Here is a 16,082-nt window from a genome sequence, read left to right on the forward strand (position 1 = left end):
TTTAAATATGTTAAGCAACAACAACTAAACAAGTCTCAATCCCGTCTCTCGATTTAAAAATTCTTTATGTTCAAATGCCTTCGTTTCCTAACAACATTCTTACGCTTGTCTTTACAATATTTCAATGAACTCTAATACACTAACCAAAGCTAGCTTATTGTCTCGCCATTCAACTAATTCGCTTAGTGTTTTGCGGGCTGCAAATGTACGCCTCTTTTTCTTTCCTGCAATGCCTTTTTTAAATTTATTTTGAAGTTTTTTTTCACCCCTTCAAAAAAGACTGTAAAACAGATACTTAGACCCTGAAAAAAACAATCGTTTTTTTTCTCATTTTTAAGAACATTACACGAAACTCTTTTAGTACCACAAAAAGAAACTTTCTCAGCATTAAAAAAGTAAGTAAATACGTTCCGAGTACTAAGAAAAGAAGTTCCAAACTAACCCAAAACGAATAACAAAATCTCTGTACGGATAGTTAGGAGCTGCATAAAAATTATTGGTCTTACTAAATAAAGAATTAAAATGTTCCGCTTTTAGATAAATTCTCGTTTGCTGCACCTTTGCATTTATGAAAAAATCTAACAATGGATATGCTCCAAATTCTTCGTTGTTCTGAATATAAAATTCCCCCATAAGCGGATTATAAGCGTCCATATTATAAGAACTAAAGTATTTAAATGTAACTCCAGTTTGTATAAACATTGCTTTTTCAAAAACGTCGGAAGAAAAGTATATGGTATTCCTAGTTACTAAGCTGGGGACATTTAGGACATCATTAGATTGAGCTACGTTCTGATACATTAAGGTATTATTAAGAGCAAACTTCCCTACTTTAATTTCCTTACTGTATTTAATTTTTAAATGATTTACACTTTTGTCTTCTTGAAAGGGTCTTATGTTTGCGTTTTCAGCTCCTTCAACAAATTCCGCATCTGGGTCTACTTTAAAGAAGGTATAGTTACCTACGGTTGTAATATCCGCTTCAACATTTCCCCATTTTTTAGAGGTAAATTTAAAGTTTAGATTATTAACTCTTTCTTTTTTAAAATCTGTATTAAGCCAATTGTAATTAATATACTCACTTTGGTATAATAAAAAATTATAATCCGGCATTCTAGAGGAAGAATGAAATCCAAAATTTATTTTATTATTTGAATCAAAGCTATAACCTGCGGAAGCATTAATACTTTGGCCTGTTAAATCTCCTATTAATGTATACTTTATATCGGCATCAACATTAAAACCTCCTATCTCTTTTTGATAAGTACCTCCCAAACTAATTTCCTCTCCTTTTAATTGATAGGGTATTGTTTGCGCATCTGTGATAAACAAGCTATTAAAATAATAGTTATAATTATAAAGGCTTATATTTCCTTGCAACATCCCCAATGTAGCATTATAAAACTGCACATTAGCTTCATTGTACATTGTTTTAAGACTTGCCTTATCATCAATCCCAGGTAACACTGCATCTCCAAAAAAATCATTTTTCGCTACTTGTGCAAATTGATAATACTTTGTTTCGTAATTAAATTGATGCCCTATCGCCAAAGATGTTTTTTCTATTCTACTAGAATCTTTCCTTTTTCTTAATAACTTATATTTATGATCTAAGTAATAGCGTTTCCCCAATACTTTATTATTTGCATTAGTAAACATGACATCTAATCTTCCCCGATCCCTAAAATTGGGGTCTCTTGATTCAAATTGCAATTCCGCATTTGAAAGCCCTCCATTTTCTTCTGTTTTAATATCCTGCGCTGCTATATGCGCTCTTAAAAAATAACGATAGTTTGGGGAAGTATAATTTGTTGTCATTTTAAAATTACCCGACTCTGCTTGGTTTATCTGGTATTTACCTAAAGATCTAAAACCCTTAAAACCAATAGAAAAATTTAATCTTCTAGAGGTATTAAAAGTAAGCATAGCATCTAATAACTGCCCTTGTTCAAAAGTGGTTTTAAAAAATAAATCGGTCATTGGAGTAGCTACATTGTAGTATTTTATATCTTCTACTTCCGCATAATTAAAATGTTTTGCTTTTGCACCTAGACCTGGATATAGTGTTGCTCTATTAAAATTAACTCCTAATTTATTATAGGGTTGACCAACATTTGCAAAAGGCATTAACTCAAAATCATCTTTCCTTAAGTAATTATATCTATATTCTTTCTTAATGGTTAATGTTGTATCTAAATAAGTGGTGTCTCTTGCATGCGTAATAATTTTATAATCTTTTATGGTAACACCGAGTGTATCGCCTTTTTTTGATGACTTTACGCCTTTAGGCTTTAGCCCTATTTTTTTAAGTACAGTGTCGTTTTGTTTTAAAAACGGAATAGAATCTTTCTGAGCAGAAACTATAGAAAAAGAACAAACTAAAAAGAAAAGAAGGAAATATTTCATAGTATAACTTACAATTGCAAAGTTAATTTTTTTGTTCCTAATGAAATGTGAAAGTTTTAACTCATATTAAAATTATTCTTATTTACGCTTTAAAATTCCCCCTCTTGTTAGTATTTTAGTACTGTTTAACGCTAAACTCAATCAACTTCTTTTGCTTACTAATATTTATAAATTTCACGATGAAATAGGAACAGACGAAGCCGGAAGAGGATGTTTAGCTGGCCCTGTAACTGCTGCAGCCATAGTACTTCCTATGGGGTTTTCTAATTCTATTTTAAATGATTCTAAACAATTATCCGAAAAAAAGCGCGTGAAATTGCGCCCTGTTATTGAGTCTTCCTGTATATCCTATGCTGTTGCGCATGTTTTTCCTGAAAAAATTGATGAAATAAATATATTAAATGCCTCTATACTGGCCATGCACAAATCTATTGACCAACTACAAACACTTTCTGAATTTATTATAGTGGATGGTAATAAATTTAAGCAATACAAACATTTTAGCCACGAGTGCATTATTAAAGGAGATAGTAAGTATATGCGTATTGCCGCTGCATCCGTTCTAGCGAAAACCTATAGAGATGATTATATGGATAAAATCCATGAAGAATTCCCAATGTATAACTGGAAGAAGAACAAAGGCTATCCCACAAAAGAGCACAGAGAAGCAATACGACAATATGGTATTACGAAATACCACAGAAAAAGTTTTAGACAATTACCAGAACAGGATACGCTAAAACCTTAAAAATTTTAACTTTGCTATAAAGCACTTCTAATGAAATTTAAAATATTAATTGCACTTCTGGTTGTACTAGTTTACAGTTGTACTACGGACACTAAAACATCGAGCTCTTTAGTTCATTATGTTCCAGAAAATACTGCTTTTGTCATTAGAATAAACAATCTAGATTCTTTAAAAAATCAGTTAAACAGAAATACCATAATTTCTAAAATTAAGCCTTGGGGAAATTATGAAAATATAGTTTCTAAAATTGCCCTTCTAAAACATCTTAAAGAAAATAATAAAGGCTTATTATGCTTTTCTGAATTAGGTAAAGAAAAATTTGAGTTTACCTATATTACATCTCCTCAAAAAAATATAGTGGTTATAGATAGTGCCATAACACATAGAACAGAAACCATAGCATATGAAAATCAAGAAATAAAAAAGATAACCATTGCTGACGCATCCTACTATCTATATCATACAAATAACAGTTCCTTCTTAAGTTCTTCGGAAGTATTGATAGAAAACCTAATTAGGAACCAAAAAAAAACAAATACAAACCCTATTTTGCATAGGCTTTACACTATGTCTAATGCTAATAAATCTGCTAGCATATTTATAAATTTAAAAAAAGCTAGTTCTATTATTAACCCTTTATTAAAAAAGGAATCTTCCTTAAAAATTGCGCAATTTGCAGATTGGGTTTCTTTAGATTTAAAACTAAGTGCCAATAGTCTAAATTTTAATGGAATAAGTATTACTAGCGATTCTGTTCCAAATTACCTTAATCTTTTTAAGAACACTAATCCTATAAATAATAGGACTTCGGAATTAGCTCCTTTACATTCTGATGCTATACAATCTTACACTTTTGATGATTATTCTGCATTCGCCAAAAATCAACAGAATTTTCTTGATCGCTCATCCCCAATGGATTCTTTGTTTAATACAGTCGAAGAAATTGGATACATTCACATCAACAATCAAAAGGCTATTTTAATAAATACTTATGGTGCAGAAAATATTTATGATTACTTAAATGCAAACAAAAAAGAATCTTACGACTATCAAGGAAGTGAGATTTTAGAACTTAGCAATTCTACCCTATTAAACAATGCTCTTTCTCCTGTTGTAAAGGAATACAAAGCTATTTTTTGTTCTATCATAGAAAATGCCTTTGTATTTGCTCCGAACAAAGATCTTATACAAACCATCATTAACAATTATAAAAATGGAGCCACTTTTAATAAAACCGCACTTTTTTCTTCTAGCAACACCATTTTAGCAGAAGAATCTTCAACTTTATATTTGTCTGGCGCAAAAAATTTAGAACATATTCTTAAAAAACATGCCACTGAAACTGTTTATAAGGATTTTAAAAAGTCTGACTTTTCGAAATATGCTTTTGTACTTCAAACTGCTGTTGATGCAAATTTTCATCATACTAACTTGAACATACTTCCGATAAAAAAAGAAGAGAATACTAGTATTGTATCCCCCCTATTTTCTCTTCAATTAGATAATGAGATTACCAGTAAACCTCAATTTGTAACGAACCATGTTACCAAAAAGAAAGAAATTTTGGTACAGGATATTAACAATGTACTTTATCTAATTTCTGACACAGGTCTTGTTATATGGAAAAAAGAACTACAAAACCCTATTCAAGGGAAAGTACGCCAAGTAGACCTCTATAAAAATGGTCGTTTACAATTAGCTTTTACCACTACCAATCAATTTATGATTTTAGACAGAAATGGGAAAGAAGTTGCTCCTTTTTCGATGAGTTTTGATGGTGGTAATCTTAATCCTTTAGCTGTTTTTGACTATGAGAAGAAAAAAGAATATCGTTTCCTAGTTACGCAAGGAAAAAAGATTTTTATGTATAATTCTAAAGGAGAAATTGTCAAGGGTTTTAAATTAACAAAAACTAAAGAAAACATAATAGCAGCACCTAAACATTTTGTTATAAAAAACAAAGATTACCTCGTTTTTAAATTGGAAAACGGAAATCTTAAAATAGTAAATAGAGTTGGTAAAGATCGTGTGAAAGTGAAAAACAAAATAGCTTTTTCTGAAAATGAGATTTATGTTTACAAAGACCGCTTTAATCTTTCCGATATGGACGGAAACTTACACCAAATAAATACAGAAGGTAAGGACTCTAAAACAGCATTATCTCTTGTTAAAGATCATGGTTTAGTTACAACTTCTAGAACTTTGGTTTATATGAATGATAACACCATTAGCATTAAAGGTAAAAAGGTGGAATTAGATTTAGGAGTTTATAATAAACCTCAAATATTTCTGATTCATAACAAAATGTATATTGGAGTAACGGATATTCAAAACCAAAACATTTACTTGTTCGATAGCCAAGCAAACCTACTTCCTAATTTTCCTATTTTTGGAACAAGTGCCATAGATTTAATAGATATGGATGGTGATAAAAAGCCTGAATTGGTCACTAAAGACAATGACAATTCTATTGTGGTGTATAAAATTCATTGATTTATTCTACCAATTATACATATTTTATTACCAGAAACACAAGATAGTCTTCCGCGAGCAAATAAAAGTATTTTTTTAATGTTAACCTTTGTATTTTGTTTGCTATTAATAAGTAAACAACACAGATGAAAACAACAAAAAGTCTCTTAAAACTTATTCTTACTATACTAAGTATATGTTTATTCTCTATAAACGCTCAAGCTCAGTTTTTAAAGAAGTTAGGAAAGAGAGCAGAAAAAGCTGCTGAAAGAGCTGTAGAAAAAAGAATAGAAAAAGAAACTGAACAAAAAACAGACCAAGCATTAGATAGTATTTTTGAACCTGGAACTAAGAAAAAGAAAGCTCCAAAGAAGAAAAAACAAACGAAAACAAACCAAGATGCCTCCTCTGAAAATTCTTCTGAAATTAGCATCCAAAGTTCTTCTTCTGACTCGGCCATTGAAGTATATAGAAAGTTTGATTTTGTCCCAGGAGACAAGGTGCTTTTGTATGATGATTTAGCCAATGATTTTCCTGGTGATTTTCCTGCAAAGTGGAATAGTAATGGTAGTGGAGAAGTGGTTACTATGGGAGAAAATCGTGATAAATGGATGGAACTAAAATCTGGGCGCGGCACATACTATATTCCAGATACTCCAGATTTACCAGAAGAGTTTACTATTGAATTTGATTTTTTAACAACGGGATTAGATAACAAAACATCTTCTACCACTACTTTTGGCATTTATTTAGATGATAATAACGGTTTTACCACTAAAAAAAATACGGCTATAATAGAAATTCCAATGTGCCAGTTTATAGATATAGGAATGGTTATAGAATCCTGGAGCAATGGAAAAAGAACCATGCGAAATTCATTAGATATGGATATTCGTAAAACCATACAAAAGGAGTCTCATATTTCTATGGCAATTAATAAACAGCGTGTTCGCTTATGGATTAATGAAACTAAGTATGTAGATATTCCAAGATTACTACCAAATACAAATATTACATCTGTTAAGTTTTCTCCGTTTAATTTTAGAGATGGCGTGGATAAAGTTTTTATTAGAAACTTAAAAATTGCAGAAGGTGGTGTAGATTTACGAAGAAAACTAATTGCAGAAGGAAAAATATCAACCAATGGTATTTTGTTTGATAGTGGCTCTGCTACTATACAACCACAGTCTATGGGGATAATTCGTCAAATATATCAGGTAATGGCACAAGAAAACAATTTAAATTTAAAAATTGTTGGTCATACCGATTCTGATGGAAATGCGGAAAACAACTTAAAACTATCTAAAAAACGAGCAGAAGCCATAAAAAATGCTCTAGTGAATATTTACAGTATTACACCTAATAGGTTAACTACAGAAGGAAAAGGAGCTTCTGAACCAGTAGGTGACAATGCAACTAATCCCGGCAAAGCCCAAAACAGAAGAGTAGAATTTATAAAGCAATAATAAACAACTAAACGTACCAAAATGAAAAATATAGTAACCCTTTTAATTTGTTCTCTTTTTAGTATAGGATTATGCGCCCAAGATGGCTGCAGTAAATATTACCCCATGAAAGAGGGCTCTTCTTTTGAGTATACTAATTATAACAAAAAAGGAAAAGTAGAAGGAATTACCACCTACAATACCTCCTCTGTTTCCTCGGAAGGTGCTGCTACAAAAGCAACTTTAAATTTAACTTTAAGCGATAAAAAAGGAAAGGAAAATTATAACACAAGCTACACCTATACTTGCGAGAATAATATGGTAAGCATTGACTATAAGTCTTTATTCCCTGCGGCTATGATGAAACAGTATGAAAGCATGGGAATGAAAATGGAAATATCAGGGAATGATATTGAAGTTCCTAATAATCTAGAAGTTGGTAAAGAACTTAAAGACGCCAATGTTACTATTAATATGAATATGAGTGGTATGAACATGTCTGTATCTGTGGATATGACTAATCGTAAGGTTCTAGCTAAAGAAAGTGTAACCACAGTTGCAGGAACGTATACTTGTTATGTAGTATCAGAGAATACTACTTCTAAAACCATGGGAGCTACTATAGAAATGTCTTCTAAATTATGGCTAGCAGAAGGTGTGGGTATGGTAAAGCAAGAAACCTATAAAAAGAATGGTGATTTAATAAGTAAAACTGTACTGACCAAATTCAGTAATTAAATAAAAAATAGTATCTTTAATAGATTACAAGTCATTGTTTTGAGATTCAAAGTCATCTTTTTTTAACTGTCCATTATTCAAAGATTACTTTGTTTCTCGAAATGATATTTATTTTAGCTCCGCTTCAAACAAAACCTTAAAATGTTTTAGGAGTTTTTCTTTTACCTCTTCCATAGAAACTTCTTTTTGTCCTAATTCTACATTTAAAGAAGTAACTGCTTTATCTTTTATTCCACAAGGAATCATTAAATCAAAATAGCCTAAATCTGTATTTACATTTAAAGCAAAACCATGCATAGTTACCCAACGGCTAGCACGTACGCCCATTGCACATATTTTACGCGCAAAAGGTGTTCCTACATCTAACCAAACTCCAGTTTCTCCCTTAGAACGTTCTGCTTTTAACCCATATTCATGCAAGGTTAAAATTACCATTTCCTCTAATAAACGCAGATATTTATGTATGTCTGTAAAAAAATTATCTAAATCTAAAATGGGGTAGCCCACTATTTGTCCTGGGCCATGGTAGGTTATATCTCCACCTCTATTAATTTTATAAAAAGTAGCATTTTTTTCTTTAAGTTGCTTTTCATCTACAAGCAAGTTTTGCATATCTCCGCTTTTACCTAAAGTATATACATGCGGGTGTTCTACAAAAAGAAAATGATTAGGGGTTACCAATTGGGCATCCTCTCTCCTATTCTTAATTTTAATATCTAAAGTTTCTTTAAAAATTTGCTCTTGGTACTCCCAAGTCTCTTTATAATCCTTTAGCCCTAAATCTTGTAAAATAACCTCTTTATTCATTACTACAAAGATACAAAGCTGCTAAGAAACAATTATTAATACTAGTTTCTAAGTTTAGTTAGGATTATTTAAAATTACCAAAGCAGCAATTACTCCTGGCACCCAACCGCAAAAGGTGAGCAACAGAACAATTAAAAAAGAACCACAACCTTTTCCTATTACCGAGAGCGGTGGAAAAATAATGGCCAATAATACACGTAAAAAACTCATTCTATTTTGATTTAATTTGATTGATGTACTTATTTGACGCTTATTTCCTTTAATTGTTACAAAGTAGGCTACTTTCTAACAACATTCTCTTTTTGCAAAATTGATAGATTAGCCTAGACTACCTATATTTGCAGCCTTAATTATTTAGATATGCAACTTTCGGAACAAGAAGTAATAAGACGAGATAAATTAGCCCGCTTACGAGATTTAGGAATAGATCCTTATCCTGCGGCTTTATACCCTGTAGATGCTACCTCAAAAAGTAGTAAGGAGAATTACGAAGAAGGGAAAAAAGTTGTTATTTCTGGACGATTAATGTCTCGAAGAATACAAGGTAAAGCTTCCTTTGCGGAGCTTCAAGATAGCGAAGGGCGTATACAAATCTATTTTAATAGAGATGAAATTTGCCCAGGTGAAGACAAAACGCAATATAATGAGGTTTATAAAAAGCTTTTAGATATAGGAGATATTATTGGTATCGAAGGGGAGCTTTTTACAACACAGGTTGGTGAAAAAACCGTGATGGTAAAAAACTTTACTATTCTTTGTAAAACTCTAAGGCCACTTCCTTTACCTAAAAAAGATGCAGAGGGGAATATTTATGATGAGTTTAATGACCCTGAATTACGTTACAGACAACGTTATGTAGATTTAATTGTAAATCCGTCTGTAAAAGAAACTTTTGTAAAGCGTACCAAAATAACAAACACGATTCGTCAGTTTTATAATGACCGTGGGTATTTAGAAGTAGAAACACCAATATTACAACCTATTCCTGGAGGTGCATCTGCACGTCCGTTTTTAACACATCATAATGCATTAAACATTCCTTTGTATTTAAGAATAGCGAATGAGTTGTATTTAAAAAGACTTATTGTTGGAGGTTTCGATGGTGTTTATGAGTTTTCTAAAGATTTTAGAAACGAGGGTATGGATCGTACGCATAATCCAGAATTTACAGTAATGGAATTGTATGTTGCCTACAAAGATTACCATTGGATGATGAATACTACGGAAGAACTATTAGAAAAAATTGCAATAGACTCCAACGGAACTAGTAAAGTTACTGTAGGAGAAAATGAAATAGAATTTAAAGCGCCGTACGCAAGAGTACCTATTTTAGAAGGTATAAAAACTCACACAGGTTTTGATGTCGCTGGAATGGATCAAAAAGAACTAATAGAAGTGGCTAAAAAATTAGGTCTGGAAGTTGACGACTCTATGGGAGTTGGAAAATTAATTGATGAAATTTTTGGTGAAAAATGTGAACACCACTATATACAACCCACTTTTATTACGGACTATCCTAAAGAGATGAGTCCGTTAACTAAAGAACATAGAGACAACCCTGCATTAACAGAGCGTTTTGAGCTTATGGTAAATGGTAAAGAACTAGCCAATTGCTATTCAGAGTTAAACGACCCTATAGACCAACGCGAACGTTTTGAAGAACAATTAAGGTTGTCCGAAAAAGGAGACGACGAGGCTATGTTTATAGACCAAGATTTTTTACGTGCCTTAGAATATGGTATGCCCCCCACTTCTGGTATTGGTATAGGTATAGATCGTTTAGTGATGTTAATGACTAATAATTCTTCGATACAAGAAGTATTATTCTTCCCGCAAATGCGTCCAGAGAAAAAAGCGGTGGAATTAAATGATAACGAAAAAATTATTTTCGAGATTCTTAAAAAAGAAAAACAAATGCCGCTTGCAAATTTAAAATCTGCAGCAGATTTAAGTAATAAAGCTTGGGACAAAGGTATTAAAGGACTTACCAAACATGGGTTGGTGAAAGTTGTTAAAGAAGGAGAATCTCTTCTTTGCCTTTTGCAAGAATAAATTACATTTTTTTATATATTCGAAGGAGCTATGCTAGCTCCTTTTTTTATTATAAAATAAATGAATTTAGAAAAAATATTTACCGAACGTATAGATACTAATGAGATTAATATAGAAAACAAAACTATAGACGTTAACAATTGTATTGTAGAAAATTGGCATATATCTAATAAAAATTCAATTATTTTTACCAATTGTCAATTTGATGGAAAAGAATTTGTTTTTTACAAAAATAATGGCTCAAAACTAATAGTATATTTTAGAGAATGTGTTTTCAATTGTGATGTAAAATTCAATAACTGCTATTTTAAAGCTTTAAAGTTTATTAATACAAAAAAAATCAAAACATTAGAAATAACTAAATCTATTCGTATAGAAGAACTTTATTTCAAAAATACACATGATTGTCGTTATAAATTAGAAGGAGATATAATTATCACCAATAATAAATCCATTGACCAAATTAATATTTCTAAGATAAATCATCATTCAGGTGAATTTATATTTACTAATAATGATATAAAAAAGAATACAACTGTCCCTACGAAGGCCTCTTCTTTTGCATTTTTCAAAAAGTCTTCTTTTAATAAAGCTGACTTCTCTGAAACTAAGTTTTCAGAAGAAGTCAACTTCGACGGAATGGTTTTAACTAATAATAAAGGTCATTTAAATTTTGAAAATTGTACGTTCGGTAAATCTTATTTTAATGAAACCAATTTCGGAAATAGTGCCTATTTTAATGGTAGCATCTTTAATAATGACGCACATTTCATTTCTTGTCAAAATATTGAGAATACGATAGCAGATTTTTCAGGATGTACTATCTACAAAAACATAAATTTTAGCTATTCTAAATTTAAAAGTCTAATAATAAAAAATGTTCTTTTTGATAACCTAGTATCTTTTGAAGAAACTGAGTTCGATAACATCACTTTTGAAAGAATCGTCTTTCAAAAACCTGCTTTTTTTGATGGTATTAAAATTAACAATCTCAAAAATTGTACTAGAAAAACTTTAAGAATTATTAAACTTCAACTACAGAAAACAGAAAACAAAATAGATTATAATAATTTTAAAGCATTCGAACTAGATGCCTTAAATAGAGAGTTAAATAAAAAAGATTGGAAAGATAAATTTGTTTTGTGGTTAAATTCAAAATCATCAAATCATGGTCTTAATTGGCTTCAAGGCATTACATTTACAATCATTGTTGGCTTAGTTTTTTACTCTATTTATTTTTCTTTTGAAAATTTTACACAACCTTTTATTATTAACTGTGAAAGTCTAAACGTTTTTTTAATAGGTTATTTCAAATTTTTAGTTCCCTCATACTCTTCACCTATAGAAAATGGTTTAAGTAAATGGTATCTATATATTCCCTTTTTAATTGGCAAAATTTTTGTAACCTATGGAATATATCAAACTATAGTTTCCTTTAGAAAATTTAAACTTTAATAAATCCAATAAAAAGCATAGTTTAGAGGACATTAAATAGTCATAATGAACCTCAGTAAAAAAATTGGACTTTTTCTAGGACCAACCTTATTTCTTCTTTGTATTAATTTACCTTTTGTAGTAGTATCTAATAAAGGAGATGCTGTTATTGCTGTAGCGCTTTGGATGGTTGTATGGTGGATTACAGAAGCAGTTTCTATATCGGTAACTGCTCTTTTACCTTTACTCTTATTTCCCCTTTTAAAAATTATGCCTATTGCTGATGTAGGAGCAAACTATGGAAGCCCCATAGTATTCTTGTTTTTTGGAGGATTTATTATGGCTCTAGCATTAGAGAAAGTAAACCTGCACAAACGCATTGCACTTAACATTATAAAAATAACAGGCACTACTCCCAATAAAGTAGTGCTTGGCTTTATGATTGCCACAGCAACACTAAGTATGTGGATTAGTAATACCGCTAGCACCGTAGTTATGCTACCCATAGCCATGTCAGTTATAGGTTTACTAATAAATGATGAAAATGGTTTTACCAAAAAAGACCAAAACTTTGCTTTGAGTGTTATGCTTGGAATAGCATTTTCTGCCAATGCTGGTGGGATAGCCACCGTTATAGGTACACCACCAAACTCCGTTATGATTGGTTTACTAGAAAACCAATATAATATTGAAATATCTTTCTTAAAATGGATGGTAATAGGGGTTCCCTTTTCTTTTACCATGATAGCCATTAGCTATTTTGTTCTAGTAAAGTGGATGTTTCCAAATAAAGGCTTAGAATTTAACGCTTCTAAAGATATTATTCATGAGGAACTTAAAAAACTAGGACCAACAACCGGAAAAGAAAAAATGGTGTTAGTAATTTTTGGTGTAACTGTTTTCCTTTGGATATTCCGTACACTTATAAATAGTATTTTTCCGGAGTTAGGGTTATCCGATACTATTATCAGTATACTAGCCGCAATATCTTTATTTACTATTCCTTATAATTTAAAAAAAGGAGATTACATTATTCAATGGCAAGATACAAGCAAATTGGCTTGGGGTATTTTAATACTGTTCGGAGGAGGTTTGGCCTTAGCAAAAGGAATGTCCGTTAGCGGTATTGTAGATTTGGTAGCAAATGCCATTGCCGCAAGTGATATTAGTATTTTTATAACTGCTGCTCTGCTTATTTTCTTAATGTTGTTTATGACAGAACTTATGAGCAACGTAGCCTTAGTCGCAGTTTTAGCCCCGGTGGTTGCAGGTATAGCTATTGGTCTAGAAATTCCTATTCTTTATTTACTAATCCCTGTAACTATGGCTAGTAGTTGTGCTTTTATGTTGCCTATGGCTACCCCTCCCAATGCTATTGTTTTTGCAAGCGGATATATTAAAGTACACCAAATGGCACGCGTGGGGATTATCCTTAACCTTATTGCTGTAGCATTATTAATAATTATGTTTCAATTTGTTATTCCGCTACTATTTTAAAAAACAAAAACCCCTGTCTCCACAGGGGTTTAAACTAACTAACTCAAAAAATAACTAACTAACTTAATTTTACTTTACCGCAAAAGCATTAAAGTTCTTTGGTAAATATATTTTTGTATTAAAATCTAATACTATTTCATCCTTCGCATCTATATAATTAATGCTCTGTACGTCTTTAGCATACGCATAAGCATCAAAACCAACTGGTAAATGCTTGCTAAAATCTTCTTCCTCAATGATAGTATTGTTAATATAATCAACACTATTAATATCAAAATAAAAAGAATTCGGATCAAAGCTTTCTGGTAAATAATCTGCTGTATTAAATCCTAAATCTATTACTTCTTCTTCCTCAATATACTCAATAGAATTAATATCAAAATCTTTAATCTCTTTAGGAGTACTTGTTGCAAAAGCTCCTTGGCAAATTGCCAATCCTAAGACAATAGATAAACTCATTTTTTTATAATTCATAACTTTCAGGTTAAATTCTTTGCAAAGGTAGAACCGACTTTTTTATTAATTATTGCTTTTTCATTTTTCTTAACAGTAGCCTAATGAAGCCCTAAAATACACTTTGATAAAAGCTCTCTACGAAAATTATGAATTTGATAAATCGTCTATTCTAATCTTACCACCTATTCAATTTTTACAGACAATTTTTACGACAAAAAAAAGTGCCATTTCTATGTTATTTTTTTGTTAAGCACCTCTAAGTATACCTTTTGTCGAATTTTTTAACCTTTTATCTAAAATAGATCTCTAAAGGCAAAGCCCAAAGATGACTTTGGGCTTTGCGCTTGACTAATTCAAAGAATTTAAAAATGATAACTCTCTATTTAAAAGACGGCATAAAAAAGTAAATGTTACACTAATTATAATAAATATGAAATACGATTATTCTCCAATTAATAAAGACGAGGTATTGCCTTACAAAATACCAAGCAATATACTATTCGATGAAATACATAGCAAAGTGATCGACTTTCGACAAACGGTAAAATAAGATGAGTTAATATCCGTTATTACCACACTAATGTTATTCTTTACATATTAAAAGATGTATTTGACAACAATATACTTAACCGCTTTTGTTTAATTAAATCTTATATAAGACGTTAAATTCCCCAAATTATGACCTACAAAGCAAAAAGTTTAATCTATCTAGGAGTATTTGCAAGTCTTGCTCTTACCTATCATTTAACATCTGCAACAGAAAATAAGGTAGAAGCCTATGTAGAAGCCCAAGAGATTAAAGATGTTACAGAAACAGATAAGAATACTACTGTTGGTATTGAATTAGAAGACAGAGAGTAACACAAACGAAACTCATTATAAGAAAGGCGCAGAATTAATTCTGCGCCTTTCTTATTTTACATACCTATTAAAGTATACACCAAATAATCTTGTTAAGAACACCGATGAAATGCATATAATCCATGCCTGTAGATGAACGGTAAAATTATTCCGATGAAAAAAAGCACAATACCACACTTTTTTATCTTTTCACATCTAAAAACGCTCATTTGGCAACAATGCACTTTTTGATACTAAGATGAAACATACCTTTGTAGAAGAAATTAAAAACCCCCGAATCATGACTTATAAAGTAAAAAGTTTAGCATATTTAGTAGCATTTGTAGCCATTGCCTTAACATACCATATTACAGATAACCAGACGGAAACTAATACCTACGTAGAGACCGCTGAGTTAATACAAACGAATACTATTTCTACGACTACTTTAGAAGAAACAGAAAGATAATAATACCCCCAAAATTAACCTACTATAAGAAAAGGCTCGGACTAATACTCCGAGCCTTTCTTATTTATAGAAGATGGTGCAATATATCAATAGGTAATAAACTACATCTATAGAAGCACGTGTGGTACAAAGTGGAAACTATTCTTTATTTGGCGACTGGCCCCAGTGTATTTAAATCTTAATTACGGCTTAAAACACATGCTGAGAAAATACTAAAACCAGTTTTTTTTTAATTCCCCCTGTACTTAAACATTAATATGTTACCAACCAAAAACTAATAACCCGTTCCTTTTATTACCTTACATGGAGTGCTACTACATATTGACAAAAACATCGTTGAAATACGCATAATTCATGTCCGTAGATGAACGGTAAAATTAATCCGATGAAAAAAAGCGTAACACCACATTTTTCTATCTTTTCACATCTAAAAACGCTCATTTGGCAACAATGCACTTTTTGATACTAAGATGAAACATACCTTTACTAAAGAAATTAAAAACCCCCAGATCATGACTTATAAAGTAAAAAGTTTAGCATATTTAGTAGCATTTGTATCCATTGCTTTTACATACCATATTACAGATAACCAGACGGAAACTAATACCTACGTAAAGACCGCTGAGTTAACACAAACGAATACTATTTCTACAACTACTTTAGAAGTACTAGAAAGATAATAATACCCAAAAAAATAACCTACTATAAAGAAAAGGCG

The 16,082-nt window shown here is 31.2% G+C and carries 14 protein-coding genes; 10 read left to right on the forward strand and 4 right to left on the reverse strand.

Going from position 1 to position 16,082, the window contains the following annotated elements:
- Positions 1–417: 417 nt before the first annotated feature.
- Complete coding sequence (locus tag Q0856_RS06660; protein ID WP_298503626.1) at positions 418–2,406, reverse strand: putative porin; 1,989 nt, start codon at positions 2,404–2,406, stop codon at positions 418–420.
- A 151-nt stretch (positions 2,407–2,557) separates the two neighbouring features.
- Between Q0856_RS06660 and Q0856_RS06665 the strand changes: the two genes are divergently transcribed.
- The 4 genes from Q0856_RS06665 to Q0856_RS06680 all read left to right on the forward strand — a co-directional run bounded on the left by Q0856_RS06665 (position 2,558) and on the right by Q0856_RS06680 (position 7,809).
- Positions 2,558–3,154 (forward strand): ribonuclease HII, encoded by a 597-nt coding sequence (locus Q0856_RS06665; protein ID WP_298503628.1) that lies wholly within the window; start codon positions 2,558–2,560, stop codon positions 3,152–3,154.
- Positions 3,155–3,184: 30 nt separating this feature from the next.
- Positions 3,185–5,647, forward strand: coding sequence for a ribonuclease HII (locus Q0856_RS06670; protein WP_298503631.1), 2,463 nt, complete (start codon positions 3,185–3,187; stop codon positions 5,645–5,647).
- Between the two features lie 125 nt (positions 5,648–5,772).
- On the forward strand, positions 5,773–7,092 hold the full coding sequence (locus Q0856_RS06675; protein ID WP_298503633.1) for an OmpA family protein: 1,320 nt from the start codon (positions 5,773–5,775) through the stop codon (positions 7,090–7,092).
- Between the two features lie 21 nt (positions 7,093–7,113).
- On the forward strand, positions 7,114–7,809 hold the full coding sequence (locus Q0856_RS06680; RefSeq protein ID WP_298478245.1) for a hypothetical protein: 696 nt from the start codon (positions 7,114–7,116) through the stop codon (positions 7,807–7,809).
- Positions 7,810–7,917: 108 nt separating this feature from the next.
- On the opposite strand, the gene lipB is transcribed toward Q0856_RS06680, so the two are convergent.
- Together lipB and Q0856_RS06690 are read right to left on the reverse strand one after the other, a co-directional pair.
- Complete coding sequence (gene lipB / locus Q0856_RS06685; RefSeq protein ID WP_298503636.1) at positions 7,918–8,616, reverse strand: lipoyl(octanoyl) transferase LipB; 699 nt, start codon at positions 8,614–8,616, stop codon at positions 7,918–7,920.
- A gap of 54 nt (positions 8,617–8,670) precedes the next feature.
- Complete coding sequence (locus Q0856_RS06690) at positions 8,671–8,826, reverse strand: YqaE/Pmp3 family membrane protein (RefSeq protein ID WP_083467550.1); 156 nt, start codon at positions 8,824–8,826, stop codon at positions 8,671–8,673.
- Between the two features lie 150 nt (positions 8,827–8,976).
- On the opposite strand from Q0856_RS06690, the gene lysS reads away from it, so the two are divergent.
- The 3 genes from lysS to Q0856_RS06705 are packed head-to-tail and all read left to right on the forward strand — an operon-like array spanning position 8,977 to position 13,599.
- A complete protein-coding gene (lysS, locus tag Q0856_RS06695; protein ID WP_298503638.1) occupies positions 8,977–10,668 on the forward strand; it encodes a lysine--tRNA ligase in 1,692 nt (563 codons plus the stop codon).
- A 60-nt stretch (positions 10,669–10,728) separates the two neighbouring features.
- Positions 10,729–12,123, forward strand: a complete 1,395-nt coding sequence (locus Q0856_RS06700; RefSeq protein ID WP_298503639.1) for a pentapeptide repeat-containing protein — start codon at positions 10,729–10,731, stop codon at positions 12,121–12,123.
- Positions 12,124–12,168: 45 nt separating this feature from the next.
- Positions 12,169–13,599 carry a DASS family sodium-coupled anion symporter gene (locus tag Q0856_RS06705; RefSeq protein ID WP_298503640.1) on the forward strand — a complete coding sequence of 477 codons (1,431 nt, stop codon included), beginning with the start codon at positions 12,169–12,171 and terminating at the stop codon, positions 13,597–13,599.
- A 69-nt stretch (positions 13,600–13,668) separates the two neighbouring features.
- On the opposite strand, the gene Q0856_RS06710 is transcribed toward Q0856_RS06705, so the two are convergent.
- On the reverse strand, positions 13,669–14,073 hold the full coding sequence (locus Q0856_RS06710) for a hypothetical protein (protein ID WP_298503642.1): 405 nt from the start codon (positions 14,071–14,073) through the stop codon (positions 13,669–13,671).
- A 660-nt stretch (positions 14,074–14,733) separates the two neighbouring features.
- Between Q0856_RS06710 and Q0856_RS06715 the strand changes: the two genes are divergently transcribed.
- From Q0856_RS06715 to Q0856_RS06725, 3 genes are all read left to right on the forward strand, one after another.
- On the forward strand, positions 14,734–14,916 hold the full coding sequence (locus tag Q0856_RS06715) for a hypothetical protein (RefSeq protein ID WP_298478225.1): 183 nt from the start codon (positions 14,734–14,736) through the stop codon (positions 14,914–14,916).
- A 280-nt stretch (positions 14,917–15,196) separates the two neighbouring features.
- Positions 15,197–15,364 carry a hypothetical protein gene (locus Q0856_RS06720; protein ID WP_298503644.1) on the forward strand — a complete coding sequence of 56 codons (168 nt, stop codon included), beginning with the start codon at positions 15,197–15,199 and terminating at the stop codon, positions 15,362–15,364.
- Positions 15,365–15,876: 512 nt separating this feature from the next.
- Entirely contained in the window at positions 15,877–16,044 is a 168-nt protein-coding gene (locus Q0856_RS06725) for a hypothetical protein (protein ID WP_298478219.1), read from the forward strand.
- Positions 16,045–16,082 lie beyond the last annotated feature (38 nt).

It is taken from the genome of uncultured Maribacter sp. (assembly GCF_947496775.1).
In the GTDB taxonomy this organism is placed as follows: Bacteria; Bacteroidota; Bacteroidia; order Flavobacteriales; family Flavobacteriaceae; genus Maribacter_B.

What these genes read in the sequence shown, in the direction of transcription:
- Q0856_RS06670 (WP_298503631.1), top strand. Translation starts at nt 3,185, where the DNA reads ATGAAATTTAAAATATTAATTGCACTTCTGGTTGTACTAGTTTACAGT.
- Q0856_RS06715 (WP_298478225.1), top strand. Translation starts at nt 14,734, where the DNA reads ATGACCTACAAAGCAAAAAGTTTAATCTATCTAGGAGTATTTGCAAGT.
- Q0856_RS06675 (WP_298503633.1), top strand. Translation starts at nt 5,773, where the DNA reads ATGAAAACAACAAAAAGTCTCTTAAAACTTATTCTTACTATACTAAGT.
- lysS (WP_298503638.1), top strand. Translation starts at nt 8,977, where the DNA reads ATGCAACTTTCGGAACAAGAAGTAATAAGACGAGATAAATTAGCCCGC.
- Q0856_RS06705 (WP_298503640.1), top strand. Translation starts at nt 12,169, where the DNA reads ATGAACCTCAGTAAAAAAATTGGACTTTTTCTAGGACCAACCTTATTT.
- Q0856_RS06690 (WP_083467550.1), bottom strand. Translation starts at nt 8,826, where the DNA reads ATGAGTTTTTTACGTGTATTATTGGCCATTATTTTTCCACCGCTCTCG.
- Q0856_RS06710 (WP_298503642.1), bottom strand. Translation starts at nt 14,073, where the DNA reads ATGAATTATAAAAAAATGAGTTTATCTATTGTCTTAGGATTGGCAATT.
- Q0856_RS06660 (WP_298503626.1), bottom strand. Translation starts at nt 2,406, where the DNA reads ATGAAATATTTCCTTCTTTTCTTTTTAGTTTGTTCTTTTTCTATAGTT.
- Q0856_RS06700 (WP_298503639.1), top strand. Translation starts at nt 10,729, where the DNA reads ATGAATTTAGAAAAAATATTTACCGAACGTATAGATACTAATGAGATT.
- Q0856_RS06720 (WP_298503644.1), top strand. Translation starts at nt 15,197, where the DNA reads ATGACTTATAAAGTAAAAAGTTTAGCATATTTAGTAGCATTTGTAGCC.
- Q0856_RS06725 (WP_298478219.1), top strand. Translation starts at nt 15,877, where the DNA reads ATGACTTATAAAGTAAAAAGTTTAGCATATTTAGTAGCATTTGTATCC.
- Q0856_RS06680 (WP_298478245.1), top strand. Translation starts at nt 7,114, where the DNA reads ATGAAAAATATAGTAACCCTTTTAATTTGTTCTCTTTTTAGTATAGGA.
- lipB (WP_298503636.1), bottom strand. Translation starts at nt 8,616, where the DNA reads ATGAATAAAGAGGTTATTTTACAAGATTTAGGGCTAAAGGATTATAAA.